General features: G+C 64.6%; 17 protein-coding genes and 3 CRISPR repeat arrays. Of the genes, 8 read left to right on the forward strand and 9 right to left on the reverse strand.

Annotation, left to right across the window (positions count from 1 at the left end):
• Positions 1-4 precede the first annotated feature (4 nt).
• The 4 genes from ABD848_RS06140 to tgmA form a co-directional block, all read right to left on the reverse strand.
• A complete protein-coding gene (locus tag ABD848_RS06140; protein ID WP_344968247.1) occupies positions 5-796 on the reverse strand; it encodes a hypothetical protein in 792 nt (263 codons plus the stop codon).
• Between the two features lie 813 nt (positions 797-1,609).
• Positions 1,610-2,011: a CRISPR direct-repeat array (repeat unit 37 nt; unit sequence GTGTCCACGGCTTCCGAGAAGCCGTCCCCGTTGAAGC).
• 205 nt (positions 2,012-2,216) lie between these two features.
• Entirely contained in the window at positions 2,217-3,443 is a 1,227-nt protein-coding gene (locus tag ABD848_RS06145) for a methyltransferase domain-containing protein (protein WP_344968249.1), read from the reverse strand.
• Positions 3,436-4,389, reverse strand: coding sequence for an ATP-grasp ribosomal peptide maturase (tgmB, locus tag ABD848_RS06150; RefSeq protein ID WP_344968251.1), 954 nt, complete (start codon positions 4,387-4,389; stop codon positions 3,436-3,438). Before tgmB ends, ABD848_RS06145 begins: the two co-directional genes overlap by 8 nt.
• Positions 4,390-4,395: 6 nt before the next feature.
• Positions 4,396-4,698 carry a putative ATP-grasp-modified RiPP gene (tgmA, locus tag ABD848_RS06155; RefSeq protein ID WP_344968253.1) on the reverse strand — a complete coding sequence of 101 codons (303 nt, stop codon included), beginning with the start codon at positions 4,696-4,698 and terminating at the stop codon, positions 4,396-4,398.
• A gap of 522 nt (positions 4,699-5,220) precedes the next feature.
• Here tgmA and ABD848_RS06160 point away from each other — a divergent pair.
• The 4 genes from ABD848_RS06160 to ABD848_RS06175 all read left to right on the forward strand — a co-directional run bounded on the left by ABD848_RS06160 (position 5,221) and on the right by ABD848_RS06175 (position 9,758).
• A complete protein-coding gene (locus tag ABD848_RS06160; protein WP_344968255.1) occupies positions 5,221-6,018 on the forward strand; it encodes a hypothetical protein in 798 nt (265 codons plus the stop codon).
• Positions 6,015-7,199 carry an XRE family transcriptional regulator gene (locus ABD848_RS06165; RefSeq protein ID WP_344968257.1) on the forward strand — a complete coding sequence of 395 codons (1,185 nt, stop codon included), beginning with the start codon at positions 6,015-6,017 and terminating at the stop codon, positions 7,197-7,199. The genes ABD848_RS06160 and ABD848_RS06165 overlap by 4 nt, the downstream gene beginning before the upstream one ends.
• Before the next feature lie 567 nt (positions 7,200-7,766).
• Positions 7,767-8,533: a CRISPR direct-repeat array (repeat unit 37 nt; unit sequence GTGTCCACGGCTTCCGAGAAGCCGTCCCCGTTGAAGC).
• A gap of 162 nt (positions 8,534-8,695) precedes the next feature.
• Positions 8,696-8,968 carry a colicin immunity domain-containing protein gene (locus ABD848_RS06170; RefSeq protein ID WP_344968259.1) on the forward strand — a complete coding sequence of 91 codons (273 nt, stop codon included), beginning with the start codon at positions 8,696-8,698 and terminating at the stop codon, positions 8,966-8,968.
• 88 nt (positions 8,969-9,056) lie between these two features.
• On the forward strand, positions 9,057-9,758 hold the full coding sequence (locus ABD848_RS06175; RefSeq protein ID WP_344968262.1) for an Imm52 family immunity protein: 702 nt from the start codon (positions 9,057-9,059) through the stop codon (positions 9,756-9,758).
• A 147-nt stretch (positions 9,759-9,905) separates the two neighbouring features.
• Here the strand turns inward: ABD848_RS06175 and ABD848_RS06180 are convergent, their stop codons facing one another.
• On the reverse strand, positions 9,906-10,262 hold the full coding sequence (locus ABD848_RS06180; protein ID WP_344968264.1) for a hypothetical protein: 357 nt from the start codon (positions 10,260-10,262) through the stop codon (positions 9,906-9,908).
• Positions 10,263-10,758: 496 nt separating this feature from the next.
• On the opposite strand from ABD848_RS06180, the gene ABD848_RS06185 reads away from it, so the two are divergent.
• Positions 10,759-11,106, forward strand: a complete 348-nt coding sequence (locus ABD848_RS06185; RefSeq protein WP_344968265.1) for a contact-dependent growth inhibition system immunity protein — start codon at positions 10,759-10,761, stop codon at positions 11,104-11,106.
• Positions 11,107-11,575: 469 nt separating this feature from the next.
• A CRISPR array of direct repeats spans positions 11,576-12,708; the repeat unit is 37 nt; unit sequence GTGTCCACGGCTTCTCGGAAGCCGTCCCCGTTGAAGC.
• 248 nt (positions 12,709-12,956) lie between these two features.
• On the opposite strand, the gene ABD848_RS06190 is transcribed toward ABD848_RS06185, so the two are convergent.
• Both ABD848_RS06190 and ABD848_RS06195 read right to left on the reverse strand, forming a co-directional pair.
• Positions 12,957-14,321 (reverse strand): tyrosine-type recombinase/integrase, encoded by a 1,365-nt coding sequence (locus ABD848_RS06190; protein ID WP_344968266.1) that lies wholly within the window; start codon positions 14,319-14,321, stop codon positions 12,957-12,959.
• A gap of 288 nt (positions 14,322-14,609) precedes the next feature.
• Positions 14,610-15,461: a class I SAM-dependent methyltransferase gene (locus ABD848_RS06195; RefSeq protein ID WP_344968268.1), complete on the reverse strand. Its 852-nt coding sequence runs from the start codon at positions 15,459-15,461 to the stop codon at positions 14,610-14,612.
• A 78-nt stretch (positions 15,462-15,539) separates the two neighbouring features.
• Between ABD848_RS06195 and ABD848_RS06200 the strand changes: the two genes are divergently transcribed.
• Positions 15,540-15,971: a helix-turn-helix domain-containing protein gene (locus ABD848_RS06200; protein WP_344968270.1), complete on the forward strand. Its 432-nt coding sequence runs from the start codon at positions 15,540-15,542 to the stop codon at positions 15,969-15,971.
• Between the two features lie 200 nt (positions 15,972-16,171).
• On the opposite strand, the gene ABD848_RS06205 is transcribed toward ABD848_RS06200, so the two are convergent.
• Positions 16,172-16,846, reverse strand: a complete 675-nt coding sequence (locus ABD848_RS06205; protein WP_344968272.1) for a TetR/AcrR family transcriptional regulator — start codon at positions 16,844-16,846, stop codon at positions 16,172-16,174.
• Between the two features lie 118 nt (positions 16,847-16,964).
• On the opposite strand from ABD848_RS06205, the gene ABD848_RS06210 reads away from it, so the two are divergent.
• Positions 16,965-17,255, forward strand: coding sequence for a putative quinol monooxygenase (locus tag ABD848_RS06210; protein ID WP_344968275.1), 291 nt, complete (start codon positions 16,965-16,967; stop codon positions 17,253-17,255).
• Between the two features lie 96 nt (positions 17,256-17,351).
• On the forward strand, positions 17,352-18,596 hold the full coding sequence (locus ABD848_RS06215; RefSeq protein ID WP_344968277.1) for an FAD-dependent oxidoreductase: 1,245 nt from the start codon (positions 17,352-17,354) through the stop codon (positions 18,594-18,596).
• 127 nt (positions 18,597-18,723) lie between these two features.
• Here the strand turns inward: ABD848_RS06215 and ABD848_RS06220 are convergent, their stop codons facing one another.
• A complete protein-coding gene (locus ABD848_RS06220; RefSeq protein WP_344968279.1) occupies positions 18,724-19,689 on the reverse strand; it encodes a TIGR03557 family F420-dependent LLM class oxidoreductase in 966 nt (321 codons plus the stop codon).
• Between the last annotated feature and the right edge of the window lie 179 nt (positions 19,690-19,868).

The following is a 19,868-nucleotide window of genomic DNA, read 5'->3' on the forward strand; positions in this document are numbered from 1 at the left end:
GTCGCTAGAGTGTCGTTGCCGTACTGGACTTCTGAAGGGTGAGCCCGGGATTGGAGTAACTCACGCTCAATCCGCCCCAACCCGCGGACACCGAAAGGACGCTGCCCCCGTTGTTTCCTTCGTAGTCGAAAGCTGCCTGTACGGTTCCGCCGCATTCGGAAAGATCATAGCGTACAGAAACGTAGCCGTTATCCGTGTAGTTCACGAAGCCGCTTACCCCGTCTTCGATATTCCACGCCGGCCCACTGGTCCCCACGCCCGCAGACCTGAGTGTGGCTCGGTTGGTGGTCGTTCCCTGGTAGTTATAGGTCTGGGCGTTGTAGGAACTGTACTGGCCACAGGAGTCGCTGAATCGGAGTGCGGCGATGTCGTAGGGGGACCCCTGCCCGACAAAGTCGTCCCGGTAATTCCAGTATCCGGAGACGCTAGCGCTCGGGGAAGAGGGGTGCTGAGAAGAAGCCACGGATACGACGAAGGCGTCCGACGGCCAACTCTGGGTAGCCATCCCACTAGGAGCTTCTTGCCCGTCGAATTCCGAGTTGATAGCCATGGCTTCCTCAGCCGAGGTTTCCCCGGTGATGCTTGTGCTCACGGAGAACTCTCCTCCGAGAGATTCAACGAGCTTTTCGAGGCCAACGTAGTCTTTGGGATTTTCCGCCTGGTAGGCTTCCACCCGCTCGTGGAATTCGTCGGCGCTAACCTGTACGGACGTCTCTGCTGATGCTACAGCGGCAGGGATAAAGAGGGTGCTAACGGTGAGCAGACTGGCAGCACTGAAGGAAAAACCACGATGCATTTATGAACCTAAAGGTTGCGTTCTGATGCCTTTGGCAGAAGAACATAGCTCTGCTTTCGTGGTCAAGGGGGAGGTGGTGGCTCTTTGTCCTGCCGATATTTTGAACTTTCCTGCTCATGGGAATGCTTTCGGAGTGCCCACAGCACAGCATTCCGCGTAACGTGATACTTCACATACATCCATACAGCGCCGAACAGTACGAGGAGAGCTAGGGCGGACAGTGGTTCTGCAGGCATAACCGCAGTCTAACCTTGGTCTTTCGTGAGGTGTCGTCGGCTAGTCGAAAGCACCTTCGCGCCCCCTTCCCCCGAGGGGCAGACCGAACGGCCCGTTCGACTGCATTGGCTGGGACGGCGACCCTGTTGCGGTGCTGGAAACAGTCTCCGCTGACGGGATGTGCTGGACGTGGCCGCACGAGAAACCGAGAGGTGGGGATGTGGCTGCTGGCCAACATCGCGTGCACTGTATCGAGGGGAGTCGCCGGCCGTACGCGAGCTTCGCCCTATCCCGACGTTTTCCGAATTCGAGGGGTGCAGCTTGTCCAGGAGGGAAGACCGGGCCATCGTGACTCCAGGGCTGGGAAGTTTATACAGGGCGCTGCAGCAGTTTTGCCCTCCACGCCACCTAGTCCACCAAGCCCCCACAGTCACGCTCTTTGATAACTCCACACGCCCATCCAGGCTCGCGCGAACCCCAAGTGCCCACGCAATCCCGGGGAGGTTCTCAAGCACAAAACCTTACAAACTCCGCAAAATGCCCTGTCTCGCAGGCCAATCAGCCCTCCGGAAAACGCATCATCCCACGTCAGGAAGCGTGTCCACGGCTTCCGAGAAGCCGTCCCCGTTGAAGCCACCCCAACCTGCTCTCCGGCGACGACATCGCCGAGATGTGTCCACGGCTTCCGAGAAGCCGTCCCCGTTGAAGCGGTCACCGAGGGCCACCTCCAGCGCGCCGAGGGCCTGGTGTCCACGGCTTCCGAGAAGCCGTCCCCGTTGAAGCGAGGTAGCCGATGCCGGGAGTGTCCTCGTCGATCGTGTCCACGGCTTCCGAGAAGCCGTCCCCGTTGAAGCCGGCGGATCTGGATCTGGCTACGCGCGCCGTCGTGTGTCCACGGCTTCCCAGAAGCCGTCCCCGTTGAAGCCGGGGTGGCCATCAGGCGACACCTCCCTCGACCTCGTGTGTCCACGGCTTCCGAGAAGCCGTCTCTGTTGAAGTCGCAGGCCAGCACTGGGCCGCCGTCACCGGCCGTTCGCCTGCTCGCGGCCAGCCGTGCCGCTCGCCGCGTTCTAGCGCGCACCGTTGAAGCGACACGGTTGGCTGTCGCCTGTCCCTTGTGCGGCACGCGGGCGTTGACTCGGCTGACTGCGCTCAGCCCTGTCACTTGTGACTACTGTGACGCCGAAATCAAGACGGGTTGGCTTTAAGGGGGTGGGGACAGAGGGTAACGCTTGGAATTGTCGGGTGAGCTGTACCAGACGTATTGCTCTTCAGGGGTGACGGTTAGCCCGAGGTGGTGGCGGGGTGGTTCGCCGAGGTCGAGCCATTGCTGGTAGCGGGTTTGGGCCTCGTCCCACAGGCGTCGGGGGCCGTCTTGTCTGACGGTGACGCCGTCGCTGTCGGCGGTGGCGAAGGCCCAGGAGCCGTCTTGGGTGAGCAGCCAGTGTTCCTCGGGGTGATGCGGGTAGCGGACGCGGATCGTGTGGAGGTCGCTGAGCAGGGCGAGGAAGAAGCGCGCGTTTGGGTCGTCGAGGATGGTGGTGAGGTCGAGGGGGGAGTGTTTGGCGGGGGCGGCTTGCTCCTGTTCTTCGGTGATGGTGCTGTAGAGGGCGAAGGCGGTGGCCGACTCGTGGGTGCGTGTGGGCATGAAGCCGGCGGTGTCGGTGGTGAAGTGGCCGCTGGCTTCGCCTTTGGCGGCATCCACGGTGAGTCGGACCAGAATTCCCCCGCCCAGAGGGCGGTAGAGGTTGGCGAGGATGGTTCCGCCGTGGCTGACCTGTTCCAGCCAGGCCGGGGGGATCGCCGGGAACGAGGCGGTGGCCATCAGGTGGGTGTAGGGGCCACAATCGGGCCAGCCGTGGGCGCCGTCGCCAGAGGTGAGATTCGGGGCATAGCCTGCTTGGGTCAGGTTTGTTCGGGCGCTTTCGACCAGACCGGGGTCGATGTCGAGGCTGGCGACCGCGGCTGATCCCAGCCGGTGGGCCAGGAGGGCGGCGTTGTATCCGGTGCCGGTGCCGATTTCCAGCATGCGCGATCCGTCGCTGGGGGCGAGGAGTTCGAGCATGCTGGCCATGAGCGCTGGTTGGGAGCTGGTGCAGGTCATCTTGGCGGCGGTGACCGAGCCTTGGCGCAGTGCGGTCTGCCAGGCGGTGTCGTCGCCGTCGAGTTGGGTGATGCAGATGTCGTCGGTGTAGACGTGCTCCAGCCAGGCGTGGCGCTGGTGCGGGTCGGTGCCGTCCAGCGGGGTGTAGGTGCCGTTGTTGTCGGCGCTGGGCACGAACACGCGGGGGACGAAGACGTGGCGGGCTACCTCGGTGAAGGCGCGCTGCCACTCGGGTGAGGCGAGGGCGCCGATGTCGACGAGATGGCGCACGAGCTGCTGACGCAACCGCTGTGATCGGTCGTCGTCGACCAGGTGAGCCTCAACCATGGGCGGGTCCTTTCTCCAGTGCGGTGGCCAGTGCGGCGGCGATGTCGGCGGCGACCTCGCTGATCCAGGCCCACTGGCCGTTGGGGTTGATCTCTAGGAACACCCAGTCGCCGGTCTCGGTGACCAGGAAGTCCAACGCGCCAAAGCGCAGCCCGAGGTCGCGCGTCAGCGCCAGGACCGAGGTACGCACCGGCTCGGGAACCCTCACCTGCTCGTAGGTCAGCGAAGCGTAGTCGGAGCGCCAGTCCACCTCGGCTTGGGGCGAGTCGCTGTGGATGGCGGCGGCGAAGCACTGGTCGTCGACTACGGTCAGCCGGATGGCGTGGGTGTGGGCGATCCACTCTTGGACCATGTGCGCGGTCATCGCCACACCAGGGTCATCGAGTTCCTCGGCGGTGGTTGTGGTCGTGAACAGCAGACGTCGCCGCCCGTCCTCAGCCCTGACACCCCGGGGGGAGAACGGCTTGTAGACCACCGTGTCGAGGTCGCGGGCGAAGTCGCGGGCGGCGGCGGGTTCGTTGGTGATGAGCGTGCGCGGTACCCGCAGCCCGCAGGCCCGCGCGCGCTGGAGTTGGATGGGCTTGTACTCGGCGTTGGCGATCTGTGCGGGATGGTTGAGCCAGCGCGGAACCGCTGCCAGCGTGCCCAGGAAACCGAGTTTGGCCTCCAGCGCCGCCCAGTCGCGGTCAGCCTCACTCATCTGTGGGGGAAACCTGAAGCTACGGGGGCGGCGGTAGTAGATCCCGCTGATCTCGGTGAGGTCGAGGCGGTGCTGTTCGGTGCGCAGGGTGCCGGCCCATTCGTCGTCGAGAGTCGCCGATATCGACAGCCGCGTCGGGAAGTCGGCGACATCGCAGCGAACGACCGGCACCCGGCGCCGGTTCAGCTCCGCGACGACCCAATCCGCGGTGGGATCGAACCAGTGCGTGAGGATGAGAACCGTCATCGGCTGTTAGCTGGCGGGGCCAACATCGGTGTCGTCATCGGGTGCCTGCCGGTCGTCGGAGTTAGTGGATGTGGTGGTTTCGCCGCTTTGCCGCTTCATCATCGGCACGCTCACGCCCTCAACCTCCACCATGGAGATCTGACGTTGGGGATCGTAGTAGGCACGCTCGGTCTCGGCGGTCTGTTCGGGATCGGCGGGGACGTCCACCGCATGACGCACGCCGAAGGGGCGGACCGTGGCTGGAGGCTCGGCCACAGCAGTACCGCTGTTGTCGGCATCAGCCAGAGGGAACACATCGTGGAACTGCACGGGGGTGTCCTTTCGTCTCGGGAGGACAAAGGGTGGATACCCACCCCTGACAGGTCGCGAAGCCGCAAGACCATCGCCGAAAGCGGCCAAGCGGCCCCACGAAAACCGAGGTCTAACGAGGCGGCGGCCACAGGGAATCGGAGGCCGAATCCGGTAGCGGGGTGATGTGGGGCTGCCCCAGTGCCTCACATCGCGTACCTGGGCTCGAACTCGGCGGCCAACTCCTCAGGGGTGCGGCCCGCACGCGCCAGTTCCAGGATCTGGGTGCGGTACTCCGGCGGGGAGGCCGGACGGGTCTTCGGCACGATGAACTCTCCCTTCGATGGGCAAACTATTCCAAGTCGGACACTGTCCACCGAACCGAAGCAAGATCAGCAAACCGCTCTGAACAGGGCATTTGAGTAGCTACGAAGGTAGGTGACTGCTAAACCGACAACCCAGTGCGGTTGTTTTTGATCACTGGAAGACGTTCGAGAGGTTTTCTTTCGCGCGCTGATTACTGATATCTGCTATGTTCCTCCTGTGACTGAGCAGGAGCAGGTCCTCGAAGACCTCAGCGCTGATGGCGTAGTGGACGCGATAACCTGGGCACAGCGATCGACCTACCGGCGCGTGCTCGCCGATCTTTCCCGCGAAGCTGGCTACAAGAACAGCTCCATTGGAACAGCCGCCTACGACGTGATGGTGGACCGGCTCGACCGAGTGTGCCAGTGTGGCCCCTTCGAACCAGATCCTGATGCCCCTGAGGGCGGGAGCGATGTGCTCTACGAGGGACTCCACACCGATGAGCAGTTGGAGCGTTGGCTGTTGCCCTCGGGGCAGGTGGTTCGTGATGATGCAAACGGCTCCCAAGGTTGGCGCTCTGGACGGTGGCGTTGGCTGCGAGCCTCCTTCAAGTTCGACAAGATCGACGAAATCCGCTGGCCCACCAAAAGCTTCACTAAGCAGCGTGTAGCCCAGCAGCCCTACCCCGAGGAGGATGCCTTGTTCTCCGTAGAGGAATTGGAAGAACTCGGGGGGATGACGGCAGCGTTCAGTCTCGAAGAGTTTCGCGAGACGCTGGTTCTGGCCCATAGCGCTGACATCATCACCGGGCAGACCCAGCTGTTTCTGGGGCGGCCACGGTGGAACGTGGACGGTGGACCAGCTTGGCACTGGCGTCACGATCTGCTTGGTTTGTCGCCCGAAGATGGCCGCGGCCAGGTGGGGGACGAGCCTTTTGCACCGATGCCAACTACCCCCTCCGAAGTTGCCGATGCTCCGGTTCGCCTGCGTCCTGCTGGCTCAGATCCGGCGAAACGTGCGCGTGATCACGGATGAGCAGCAGACTCGATGATGTCGCCGCGTTCTTTGACGGGGGACGTCTGACACTGGCGCGTAACCTGGCTGGTCTGCGTAAGAATAAGCTGGCCGGTCTTATCGAGAAGAGCCCGACCGCTATTGCGGCCTATGAAAACGGTGCTAAGCGGCCGGCTCCGGCAACGGTGGCCCAGTTAGCGCTGGTTTTGGAAGTCGAGCCGGGATTTTTCCTGGCTCGGCCTCGGGACCTACCCAGGTTGGGTACCCCCCCACATTTTCGGTCGTTGCGCTCGACGAGTCAGATTGCCCGTGATCAAGCCCATGCCTATGGTCAACTCGCTGTTGATGTGGCTACCGTCATCGAACGCCATGTCGAATTTCCCCGGCGAGCGTTGCCTGTCTGTCCGGTGGCAGTCGATGAGGCCGATAACGACGCTCCTGAACAGGCAGCCCAGCTCTTGCGAAAGGAATGGGATCTACCAGCAGGACCCATCGGGCACCTGGTCCGCCTGGTAGAGAACCACGGCGGTTTGGTCGTGTTCAGCCCGACTGCGACAGCCGCCGTCGATGCCTACTCTTTTGATACGCCAGAACGTCCCATCATCCTGCTCAATCCGTTAAAAGACGACTACTATCGGCAGCGCTTCGATGTGGCTCACGAACTCGGCCATCTTGTGATGCATCTCGACGCAGATCCGGGAGGGCGTGTCGCAGAAGAGCAGGCTAACCGCTTCGCAGCCGAACTGCTGATGCCCGCAGCCCAAATCAAAGACTTTCTACCCAGTCGAGCTGATTGGCAGCGCTTCGGCCAACTCAAGCAGTACTGGAACGTTAGCCTTCAAGCTTTGCTCTACCGGGCCCGACGGCTGGGAGCGATGCGTGATGTGACCTACCGCAATGCCATGAGTACCGTCTCCGCACGCGGTTGGCGTCGCCGAGAACCAGGCACCATGCCACTTCTGGAGCAGCCATCGCTCTTGCCCGGAGCAGTTCGGCTTCTGCAACAGGAAGCTGGTGTAGAAGAACGTACGTTAGCCACAGAATGCCAGGTTCCCATGAACCTGTTCAAAACAATCACCGCACGCACGCCTCAACAGCCCATCTCGCAGTCTAGTTCTAATCATCAAGAAAATGAGGCCAGCCAAAGCGCTCATGGCGTAACCTCGCTGCTCAGTCGGTTATCCAGTAAAAATGACGGTTGACATTCGCGGAGGGGTCGGTAGATAAATTGGGTTTCCCTTTATCGCTATGAAGCGGGATTCTGCTTCTTCCTTGTCGGTCCTGGTATGAAAGGAATCTAGCCACGGAAAGCCGAATGTAGTTACACCTGGAGTCGAGACCATCGCCGTTCGCAAGCCTTATGGACTTTGAGGGCAGCAGGCGGATCTTGATGGACGCCCTCCTCCAAAAGAGACCACCTTGGCGCCTATATCGAGCACCGTGAAACACTCCGCTACGCAACCGCATCGCACGCACTCCTTGCCATAGCCACTATGGCTGCTGCCGAGCCTTTTCCTACCCTTGACAGTAAATCCGCCTCTCCTCTCCCCGTATCGCCTTCCACACCATCTAACCCACCGACTCCCCCCGACTCCCCGCGGCCGTGCTCCTTGATAACTCCACACACCCTCTCCCGGCTCGCGCGAACCCCAAGTGCCCACGCAATCCCCGGGAGGTTCCTAAGCACAAAAACCTACAAACCACGCAAAACGCACCGCATTACGGGCCAGTCGACATCCCAGAAAACGCATCGCCCCACGTCAAGAAGCGTGTCCACGGCTTCCGAGAAGCCGTCCCCGTTGAAGCAACTCAATCCCACGGACATCTTACCCGTACTGGGGCGTGTCCACGGCTTCCGAGAAGCCGTCCCCGTTGAAGCCCAGGTAGACCAAGCTCGGGTCCTCCGGAAAGTCGAGGTGTCCACGGCTTCCGAGAAGCCGTCCCCGTTGAAGCGAGGTCCTCGGCGTTACCGGTGAGTGCGGCCTCCATGTGTCCACGGCTTCCGAGAAGCCGTCCCCGTTGAAGCCCCGCAGCATCCGCCGGTTCGCGTCGAGCAGCGTGGTGTCCACGGCTTCCGAGAAGCCGTCCCCGTTGAAGCTCGCTGATACCCCAGCCGAACGAGTGCGAGCCGAGGGTGTCCACGGCTTCCGAGAAGCCGTCCCCGTTGAAGCGCTGCTTATCCTGCCCGCAATCTGGATGGTGTCGCGGGTGTCCACGGCTTCCGAGAAGCCGTCCCCGTTGAAGCGGGCAGGCATACACCCGCCTCATCTCCGAGGGCCAGTGTCCACGGCTTCCGAGAAGCCGTCCCCGTTGAAGCGCCGGGGTGCGGGTCATCAGTGAAGATGTCGCCGGGTGTCCACGGCTTCCGAGAAGCCGTCCCCGTTGAAGCCCACGTTTCGCGGGAGATGATCGGCTCCCATGTGGCCTGTGTCCACGGCTTCCGAGAAGCCGTCCCCGTTGAAGCAGGGGTTCAGCGGCCCGCCCGGTCGACGGTCCTAGGTGTCCACGGCTTCCGAGAAGCCGTCCCCGTTGAAGCATGGCGTGCCCGCATGGCTACGTCATGGAGGGCCGCGTGTCCATTGCTTCCCAAAGGCCGTCCCGGTGTCAATGTCATCGTCGGTAAGGATGGGAACTTCGTGAGCGGTTGGGAGCTCAGTCCCGATCAGCTACGCCACGTCACGAGCACGGGGGATCTTTGATGTCGGCTCCTGTTGGCCCCTACGTGGAGTTGTGTAAGCGCTTCGGTGCGGGGGAGATGACGCCGGCGTGCTTCGAAGCGCTCTTTCTGGTGATGTTCAAGTCTGAGAAGCGGACGTTCGGAGCCTTCTACCACGATGTCAACGAGCTGTTCTGGGCGGTGGACTCCTACTGCTCCGATCCTGAGATCCGGGAGTCCACCGATCTGGACGAAGAGCAGCTGCGCCGGGCCGCGAACGACTTCGTCGCCTCCGTCCGTGCACAGGGCTCCTAGAGCCGAAAAGGAACGTGGTGGGCCGCTGCCAAGGGAAACGTCGGGTGATCTCTGGGAGAGCAGCCCCACCTCGGCAGGGAGCTGGAGCATGAGCGGGTCGTTTGTCCTGGGGGCCTATTGGGGCGCGCGTCGGGAGGATGTGGACTGGTGTGCTGTGCGGTTCACCGTCTGCATGAGCGAGCTGGCCGGGCTCCATCCGCTGCTGCGCGGCTGGCAGGGGCAAGGCGACAGCCGGGAAGAGGCCATGGCGATGCCGATCCTCGCTCCCGAGCATGGTGCGGTCCGCGAAGCGCTGCTGCACGGTTCGAAAGCCAGCGGAGCAGAGGATCCCGCCACGAGCGAGCGCGGCTTCCGGATCGGCCTGTGGAACGGCCAAGAGCCCGGGGTGGCGCTGAGCGTGTCGTGCGGGGCGGAGCGGCTGGCCGGCCGGATGAAGAACCGGTTCCTGCTCGACCTGCCCCCCGGCGACAAAGCACGCGATCTCTACGCACCCGACCTCGTCCACAGCATGATGGCCACCGTCATCAACGCCTGGGAGCCCGACTGGGCGACCTTCTACGACGACGCCATAGGCGACATTCAGCATCCCGCCACCGGAAGCGCCATCGTGGGCTGGCTGACCTACCGCGCCACACCACTGTCGATCTCACCGGACCAACTTCCCGCCCCACAACCATCGAGCCCCACGGGACGGGCACCCTCATCCGCCTCGGCAACGACCCGCTGCGTGTCTCCCCGGAACACACCGCCCAGGTCTACGCCGCTCTCACCCCCTGATCTCTTGGCCTGAGAGCCCCGGCCTGTCTTGTGCGTGGGTCAGGTCAACGGCGTGGGCCGTGAATCAGACACTGCAGACACCTCCCTCCAGGGGTGATGTGCGGATGGCTTGGGTCTGCCGCGATACCGGGGAGGACTACGTCGTTTCGGCGACCGGCCGCTACGGGGACCGCCGAGGGCGGTCAGCGACCGGACTACATGAACCAAAGGTGAGGCGATGGGGATGGGCGTTTCCCGGTTGGTCGGGCGTCTGCTCGCCGCGGATGTGCTTGTCGAAGGGCCGGTTCGGGGAGGTGGTGAGGCCGAGATCGCTGAACTTTTGGCCGGACAGCCCCACGCGCAGCCTCCGCGGGCGTTTCTCGACTATCTGCGGATGGTGGGGCACTCCTGGATTCGCCATGTAGACGTCGAGGTCTGCGGTCGCAGTTGCCGAGACGCGGTCGAGGACGTCGAGGGCGTCGAGGGTGCTGACCCCACGAGCCGCGGGTTTCTGTTCCTTCGAATGCCAGGGCTCCATCCTGTGGTCCTTCAACGACGTCGGTTGCGCGGTCGACCGGCACGGCGAGGGCAGGGGACCGGAAGACCCTGGTCGCCGACACCTTCGAGTAGTTCCGGGAACAGCAGGTCCGATCCGCCCTGGCCAGCCGAGAAGCAGCCGCCAGGCGAGGTTGAAGTCAGGCCGTGGCCTCGGAGAATTGCTGGAGCAGGACGGCCGCACAGACGAGGCTGAGCAGGGGCACCGCCGCGCGAGCCAATGGGGAAAGTTCTGGGGGACAATAACGCAGCGGTGCAGAAGCGGCTGGCGGAGGGCTCCGACCAGGACTCGCTGACCCTGGAGCAAAAGCCCGCTGGTGGGAAGGTCGGGAGGTAGGTGCGGGCGGACGGTAAGGAAGTACGACGCGCGACACGTCACCGTGGTTTTGCGGAAAAGACCCGAACGCGCCGGACGGTTACCGTATCCACACTGCTTATCCGGTGAAGCCCAGCGCTGAGAACAGGAGGTGAGGACGCCGGTGTCGGTGGCCAAGGGCCTGGACCTACTCTTCGAAGGGTATTTCCACCAGGATTGGGATCTCGACTACTCCAGCCGGGAGGAGGTGATCCGCGCGTTCGTGCAGGAAGGCCCGCGAGAGAACGCCAGTCTGGCGCTGGCGGAGATCGACGACATCCTCGCCGAGGACGTGCCGGAACGGAAGCTGAACAAGTGGTTCCGACACGATATCGGCTCCACGTTCGCCAACGAGTTCCCGCACCCCAAATGGCGTAACGCGCTGCTGTGGTACCGCGACCAGCTCGCCGGGGAAATCGCGGCCAAAGACGATCCCACAGCAGAAGAAGGCGCCGGTGGTGCATCGTTTTGATCAAATTGATGCGGATATGGGCCTCACGATCAAGGTCAGCTCCGTCAGCGCGTCGATACGGTCCGAGATAAAGCTCCATCCCACGGAGCACCTGCTCACACTGCGTGGAATATGGTGCCTCGGGCGTCGAAGGATCATGGCTTGGCCCGTCTGGCGCCTACCTCTCGACCTTGCTGCGGTTCAGGTCCTTGTCGAACACCCCGCTCTCCGCCCTACTCCCCACGACACTGTCGCCAGACCTGAGCCGTCCGTTCCACGTGACCGCATCGCCCTGCACATCACCTAAACCGACAGCCCCACAACTATGCTCTTTGATAACTCCACACGCCCATCCAGGCTCGCGCGAACCCCAAGTGCCCATGCAATCCCGGGGAGGTTCCCAAGCACAAAACCCCACAAACCGCGCAAAACACACCACCCTGCGGGTCGGTCGGCACCCCAGAAAACGCATCATCCCACGTCAAAAAGCGTGTCCACGGCTTCTCGGAAGCCGTCCCCGTTGAAGCCACCCCACTGTCGGAGTCGCGCCGCCCAGCGATCCTGGTGTCCACGGCTTCTCGGAAGCCGTCCCCGTTGAAGCCGGGAATGAGGGTGTATGACACCCTCCAGTCCCAGTGTGTCCACGGCTTCTCGGAAGCCGTCCCCGTTGAAGCGTCTTTGCGGCGGGGGTAGACGTCCCAGAAGCGGACGTGTCCACGGCTTCTCGGAAGACGTCCCCGTTGAAGCATCGCCGCTGCCTGCGACTCGCTCGGCGTGGACATGGTGTCCACGGCTTCTCGGAAGCCGTCCCCGTTGAAGCAGTGTCTATCAAGGCCGTGCTAAAGCCCATCCAGGACTGTGTCCACGGCTTCTCGGAAGCCGTCCCCGTTGAAGCACTTATCGGAGGTGAGCACGTGGACTTGGACCGGGTGTCCACGGCTTCTCGGAAGCCGTCCCCGTTGAAGCGAGAAGGAGGTGATCAGAGAGGACCATACGACACGTGTCCACGGCTTCTCGGAAGCCGTCCCCGTTGAAGCGCGTGGCACAACGATGCCGCAGCATCTCCCGCCCTCATGTGTCCACGGCTTCTCGGAAGCCGTCCCCGTTGAAGCCTGGCGGATGTCGCCGGCGGCCAGCCCGGTGCCCTCGTGTCCACGGCTTCTCGGAAGCCGTCCCCGTTGAAGCGCCACGACGCGCCCCATGTCCTCGATCAGCGCGCCCGTGTCCACGGCTTCTCGGAAGCCGTCCCCGTTGAAGCTCCGCCCCCCGGATCGCTAGGGTCCCGCCAGATCCCGTGTCCACGGCTTCTCGGAAGCCGTCCCCGTTGAAGCGATCTCGGCGACGAAGTCCTCGAAGGTCTGGCGCCCGTGTCCACGGCTTCTCGGAAGCCGTCCCCGTTGAAGGGACGTGCTGGTCAGCAACAACACGCCCAACCCCACCGTGTCCACGGCTTCTCGGAAGCCGTCCCCGTTGAAGGGACGATTTCGGGGCGGTGCGTACCCGCCGCGACAGGTGTCCACGGCTTCTCGGAAGCCGTCCCCGTTGAAGCGCGCCGTACACGTACAGGACCCGGACCGCGTCGGCGAGTGTCCACGGCTTCTCGGAAGCCGTCCCCGTTGAAAGGGCAGGAGCTGTTCCACGGTGGACTTTCAAACTTTCAAGGCTCCGGATTGGTTTGGTGTGAGGTTGTGGCAAAAGTAGGCCGGAGCCGCATTTTGCGGCTCCGGTTGATTGCTTTTTGGTTGGATTTGATTACCTAGAGTAGTTGATGTTGTCAGGTGTGTCCGCTGTGATGGTTAGGGCTCAGCCTCGGTGTTCCTCGCGGGGTGGCGATGCCGCCGTGGTTGGCGATCGGGTGTCGCCGGCTTGTTCTAGCTGATGGCGTAGAGGTCGGTGGCGGGCTGTTTTTGGCGGGAGAGGATGGCGTCGAAGGCGGCGACAGCGGTGTTGTCGGCGTCGGGCAGGGTGTGCAGGTACTTCTCGGTGGTGGTGATGGAGCCGTGGCCGAGGCGTTCTTTGACGACTTGCAGGTCGGCGCCGCCGGCGAGGATCCACGAGGCGTGGGCGTGGCGCAGGCTCCGGGGTGTGATGCCCGTGGGCAGGCCGGCGCGTTTCCGGGCGGGGTGCCAGATCTGTTTGCGGAACCAGTCGGCGGGGATGTGGCCGTCGGTCTCGACCTGGCGGCGTCGGCGTCGCGGGGCGTCCTTGCCTAGGCGGCGGCGCTCGGCGCGGTAATGGGCGTAGGCGGCCCTGCAGTAGTCGCATCGGCATTTGCCGTTGCAGTAGGCGGTGAGGGTGCCGTGCCTGTAGCGGCGGCCACGCTCGTTGGGGGCGGTCAGCCCGAGATCCTCATGGTCGGGGACCCCTCTCACCGGCGGGGCCTCCTGCGTGGGCATCTCGAAGAGCAGATCCTCCGAGCCGATCCCCCGCGACTGTATGAAGGCTTCAATCCGGGTGACCAAGGGCCGGCCGAGCTTGATGCGACGGTACTCCCCGTCTTTGGGGTATTCCTTGACGAGGAACCTTCCCCCGTCGGGGTGGAACTCCGGTTTCACTTTCACCACGGCGCGGCTGACCGTCAGGATGCAGGTTTTAGTGTCGAGGTCCTTGGGGCGCAGTTCGGTGAGTTCTCCCCAGCGAAGGCCGGACTGGATCTCGGTGTCGACGAGGAGTTTGAAGAGGTCGCCCTCGAATTCTTTGAGGAAATCCAGGTACTGCTCGGGGGTGATGATGGTGAGGGGTTTGGAGCCCACGCGGGGGAGTTTCACTCCTTTGCAGGGGTGGATGAAGATGATCTGGTTGTAGAGCGCGGTGGAGAAGATGGCGCTGAGGACGGTCACCATGCGTTGGATCGTGGATGCGGCGAGTTTTTTCTCTTGGCATTGGCGCACCCACTCTTGAACGTGTCCGGGCAGGATTTCGTTCATTCGCATCCCGCCGAACTCGGGGATGAGATATTTGTGGATCATATAGGTGGTGTTCTGCCGGGTGATGGCTTCGAAAATGTGGTTGGGCAGCCACGTCTTGAGTACGTAGTCGCCGAAACGCTGTCGGCCCCGTTTTGGGCTCGTGATGCGGCCTTCGGCGACTTTGGCTTCGGCGCGCTGCCACGCCTTGTCGGCGTCCTTTTCCGAGGTGAAGGTTCCGGCGGAGCGTTCTCTGCCTTTGATGTCGACGTAGTAGGCCGTGAAGCGTGGCGTGCCGTCGTTGCCCGTGCGTCTGCGCGAGTACCCCATGGGTCAGGCCCGACTCCCTTGACCGTGGTTTGACCGTGACAGCACCCGGAACACGCCGTCATCACACGGCAGGGCGCGGACACCGGTCTCCCTTCCGACCTGGAGTAAGCACGGTCTTCGGGCAAGTGTGACGGCCCGGCTGGACGCGGGAAGTTCCGCTGATAAGGATGAGGCCCCAGGTTCAAATCCTGGTACGCCCACACGTTTTCCCAGCACAGAGCCTGGTTCTCATCCTCGAGGGTCGAGCTCTTGATCGTTTGACCGTGAGGCATCGGCTTGCTCTCGGGCTTAGGTGGACGACGCGCGGGCGCTGACCATCCAGCAGGCCGCGGTGAAATGGACCTGCGTGTCGTGTACGTAGGGCTCGAACGCGGCCCGGACCGTTTCGATGATCCGCGCGCGGGTCCCCTCATCCGTCTCGTCCAGGACCAGGCCGAGCGGGCCGAGCCGGGTGAAGTAGCGCACCAGTTCCCTCTCAGGCAAGGTGCACGCCACGTCGACCGGCCGGATCTCGATCTCGCCCCAACCGCTCTCCCCCAGGATGCGTTCGACCCTGACCGGGTCCGCGAAGGCAAACTGCCCTGGCTCGTCCGGATCGCGGGTGGGGAGATTCGACAGCAACGGCGCCGCGGCGCGTTCGGCCGTCGTCATGAACGGGTTCTCCGCCGCACCGCGCCAAGCGACGAACCTGAGTTCGGCGCCGTCCCGTGCAGCGCGGCGTAGGTTCGCGAAAGCTCGGACGGGGTCGCCGAAGAACATGACGCCGAAGCGCGAGATGATCGTGTCGAAGGTAGCGGGCTCGAACACGTGCTCTTGCGCGTTGGCGTGGATGAAGCGGGCCTGCGCTCCCTCCCGTTCGGCACGCGCGTGGGCGGCGGCGATCATCGGCTCGGAGATGTCGATGCCGACGCAGCGTCCTTCCCCGCCGAGCCGCCGCGCGGCGGCCACCGTTGTGCCGCCCGTACCACAGCCCACATCGAGCACTCGGATTCCGTTTCCGGAAGAGACCGTTTCGACCAGCAGGTCTTCGAAGGGTTTGAACATGTCGTCCAGCACTGCCTGGGCCTCCACCCAGGCGTGTCCGGCGGGGCCGTTCCACCGCGCCCTTTGTTCGTCGTCGGTCTTGCGCGTGATGTCCATGGTCGGCCATCTCCTGTGTTTGCCTTCACTGGGTACAGATGAGACTGTCCTACCTCAAGTCGACTTGAGGTCAAGCTGATGGCAGAGTTGGACATTGGCGAGGTGGCGCGACGCTCTGGCGTTCCCGTCTCGACGCTGCGGTTCTATGAGGAAAAGGGGCTGATCGCCTCGACCGGGCGGCGGGGCCTGCGCCGTCAGTTCGATCCCGGCGTGCTGGAACGGCTGGCGCTGATCGCCCTGGGGCGCACTGCCGGTTTCTCGCTCGACGAGATCGCGCGCATGTTCGCGCCGGACGGACAGCCGCGTATCGACCGGCAGATGCTCGTGGCCAAGGCGGAAGAGTTGGACGCGACGATCCGCAAACTCAGCGTCCTCCGCGAGTCCCTCCGGCACGCTGCCTCTTGTCCCGCACCGAGTCACATGGAGTGCCCCACCTTCCGCCGTATCCTGCGTGCCGCCGAATCCGGTGCCATTGGAGCGTCAAGGAAGACGGGGCCACAGCCGCCGTGAAGACCCGCGCCGAAGTACTCCTCGCCTTCGGCGCGCGCCAGTCTTCCCCGGCAGCGGGCAGGTCGCCCCCGTGGCGGCCCGATAGGCCGCGACCCGGTCGCAACGGTTTCACCGGCCATCGTGGCCACAGCGGCAACTGGGCAATACCCGCCGCTTCAGGCGCCGGCAGGCTCACCCAGTTCGATGAATCCGGCTGTCGGTCATGCCGGCCGTGTCGGCCCTTGGCCGTGCAGCAGGTAGCGCACGGCGATGTCGGCGAGGTGTGCGGTAAAGGTCGCGTCGTCGGTCTCGGCGACGGCGAAGCCGGGACCGTAGGCGACGCGCAGCACGAGGGTCGAAAAGAGGGTGTCGTAGCAGGCGCGGACGGCGGTGTGTGGGTCGGGGTGGGCGATCTCGTCGCGGGCGCGGAGCAGGACGGTGGTGAAGGCGTCGCCGAGGCGGTGCGCGTGCATCGAGCCGCGCCGTTTGACCTCGGGGTGGCTGCCGGAGACGAGGATGACGGCACCGAGGAAACCGGCGTTGCGCAGGAAAACCCGGGCGAGTTCGGCGACCGCCTCGCAGATGAGTTGCTCGCAGGTCAGTTCGGCCCACCGGGGGGAGTCGGCGAGACCGACCTCGTCGGCCATGACGCGGGCCATGCCGTGCTCGTAGACGGCTAGGAACAGGGCGTCTTTGGTGTCGACGCGGGCATAGACGGTCGGCGGCGCGACGTTGGCGCGTTCGCAGACCGCGGCGATGGTGAACGCCTCGTAGCCACCCTCCTCAATGATCGCCACACCGGCGTCGAGAATCCGCGTCCATACCCGGCGGCTGCGCGCCTGCCGCGGCGGGCGGATGTGCAGGTCGGCGTCAGCCGGGGCGTTCTGAGGTGTCATGGCTGTCATTGTCGCGTACCAGCGGTCTCCCGTGAGGTCGCAGGGTTGACAAGTGTGTGACGCAGGCTACATGATCACTTGAAACATTAGTGGACACTAAATTTTTTGGGGAGTTGCCATGGTGATCGTGATCGGCAAGGGCCGCCCGCTGCCCGACAGGCGGGCGGAGTTCCTGCAAGCCGCCCGCGCCATGGCCGATGCGACACGCGCCGACGACGGCTGCGTCTCCTACGGCTTTTTCGGCTCGATCGACGACGACACGGTCATCAGCCTGGAGATCTGGGCCGACCACACCACCCTGAAGGCCCATCTGGAGCATCCGCACACCCGCGACTTCCTGGAGCGCACCGCCCGCATGACCGACGGGACGCCCGAAACGGCCGTTTACGACGCGCGTCGGGCGGACTGACCCTCGTCGGGCGCACCGACGTTGGGCTGGACCGGTCCCTCACCCGATGCGGTCAGCCCGCCGCCTTGTTCACACCACACACCCCAGGAGGACCCCATGGCACCCATCAGACGCGGTCGAGTCGCCGTCATCGGCGCCGGACCGGCCGGGATGGCCACCGCCCTGTCCGTCCACCAGGCCGGCCACGACGTTGTCCTGTTGGAGCGCTACCCGCAGGCCCGCGCGGCCGGCAACATCCTCAACCTGTGGCCGCCGCCCATCAAGGCGCTGGGGCTGATGGGTGTCGACATCGACGACATCGGCTCGCCCTGCTACACCGAGTTCCGCAACCTGGCCGGCCACCGTCGGGTGGCCGTCAACCTGCCTGACGACATCGTCCGCGAGTACGGCGGCGGCTTCGTGGGGCTGTTGCGCCCCGCCCTGTACGAGCGGCTCCTGGACGCCCTTCCACCCGGCGTCCTTCAGGTCAACCGCCGTGTCGACAGCTTCGACCAGGACGAAACAGGGGTGCGCCTGCACCTGGCCGACGGCGACGTCCACGAATGTGACGTCCTGATCGGTGCCGACGGTATCGACTCCATGGTGCGCCGCACCCTGTGGGGCGCTACCCCCAAACGCGAGCACAACCTGCACATCTTCGGCGGGTTCGTCCTCGATTCCGACATCGAAACGGCCCAGCAAGGCCGGTGCATCCTCACCCACAGCCGCACCACCCAGGGGGCTTGGACCTCCATCCGCCACAAGGGCCGCGACGGCTTCCAGTGGTGGGTTCTGACCGCCCACGACGCCAGCCAGGAATTCACCGCCGATCTGCACGCCACCGCCACCGCCCTGGGCAGCGAGTTTCCCTCCCCTTTGCCCGAACTGATCGCCGCCACCGATCCCGCCGACGTCCAACGCTGGCAGTTGCGCGACCGCAAACCCCTGAAGCAGTGGTCCAAGGGCCGCGTCACGATGGCCGGGGACGCTGTCCACCCCACGTCCCCCTACGCCGCCTACGGCGCCGGAATGGCCACCGAAGACGGCTACTTCATCGGCCGCCACCTGGCCGGGGTGGACCTTCGCGACCACGCCGCCGTCCGCCGCGCGCTCCACGCCTACGAGACCCCGCGGAAACCCCACACCGCACGCCAGTCCCAGCAGGCCTTCATCCTCGGCAAGGTTTTCCACCACGCACCGCGGCCCCTCCAAGTCGTCCGCGACCTGATCCTCGACCACACGCCTCTGCTGCAAAAAGTCGTCGGCGAGGCTTCGCCGGGAGAAATCCTCAAGCAACTCACCGAGATCGACGCCGCCGAACAGGCCTTCGCGGCCGCCGGCGGAAGAAAGACAGCCGAGTAAGAACCCGCGCGGCAGAACCCCGTGCGATGGTTCGGCCAGGCCAACCGCTGGTCGCTGGACTCTTGTCGGGCGGTCGTGGCTGTGCCTCGGCGCTGTCGGGGGTGCCGGCGCCTTCCTCGGTGTCGGTTCAGGCGGCGGCGAGTTCGCGGATGGGTTTGGCGAGTTCCTCGGTGAAGAAGTCGAAGAACCCGTCCACGTCGGGGCCGGCGTCGACGAGAGCCAGATGGTCGCAGCCGGTGTCGACGAACTGTCGAACCACCGCGAGGTGGCGGTCGACATCCGGGCCGGCGCCGAAGTTCTCGGCCATGTTCTCTTCGGTGACCAGCGACGTGGCCGCCTCGAAGTTGACCGGGTTGGGAAGTTCGCTCTGCACCTTCCAGCCGGTGAGGGCGAACCGGAACCTCTCCCGTGCTGAGGCCAGCGCAGCTTTCTCAGTGGTGGCCCAGGCCAGCGGAACTTCGGCGTACTGGGGGCCGGCGCCGCCGGCGTGGGTGTAGCTCTTCGTGAGTTCGGGGTTGGGTTCGGTGACGAACAGGCCATCCCCCAGTTCCGCGGCGATGCGGGCGGCGTTGGGGCCGCCGGCGGCGACGAGGATCGCGGGCGGCTCCTCCGGCAGGTCGAATACCCGCGCGTCCTCCAGAGCCAGGTGGCGTCCTCGGTAGGACTGGTAGCCGCCTTGCCATAGCAGCCGGATGATCTCCACCGCTTCGCGCAGCATCTCGTGGCGCAGGCCGATGTCTGGCCAGCCGGCGGCGACGACATGCTCGTTGAGGCGTTCCCCCGAGCCGACGCCGAGGTTGAACCGTCCCTGTGACAGCAAAGCGGTGGTCGCGGCAGCCTGGGCGACGATCGCGGGATGGTAGCGGATCATCGGGCACGTGACACCGGTGGTGAGTTCGATGCGGCTGGTGCGGGCGGCGATGGCGGCCAGGATCGACCACACGAAACCAGAGTGTCCCTGACCGTGGAACCAGGGATGGTAGTGGTCGCTGATCTCCACGAAGTCGAACCCCGCCCCCTCGGCGCGCACTGCTTGGCGCACCAGTTCGGTCGGCGAGAACCCCTCGGCGAATAGCTTGAATCCAATCCTCATACGCCCCCTACTGCCCGCACGCAGCCCGATGACGCGCCGGGTGGGGGTTTCGCCGGCCCCTGTCCGGTGGTCGCTCTTGGTGGCGAGGGCCGCGAAAGCGGAAGATCTGGCCGCCGTGGGGTCTCGGCGGTGCCGGTGGCCAGCGGGGTTTTCGCCCACTACCGGGGGGTAGTCGCGCC

The organism is Salinactinospora qingdaonensis (assembly GCF_039539445.1).
Classification (GTDB): Bacteria; Actinomycetota; Actinomycetes; order Streptosporangiales; family Streptosporangiaceae; genus Salinactinospora; species Salinactinospora qingdaonensis.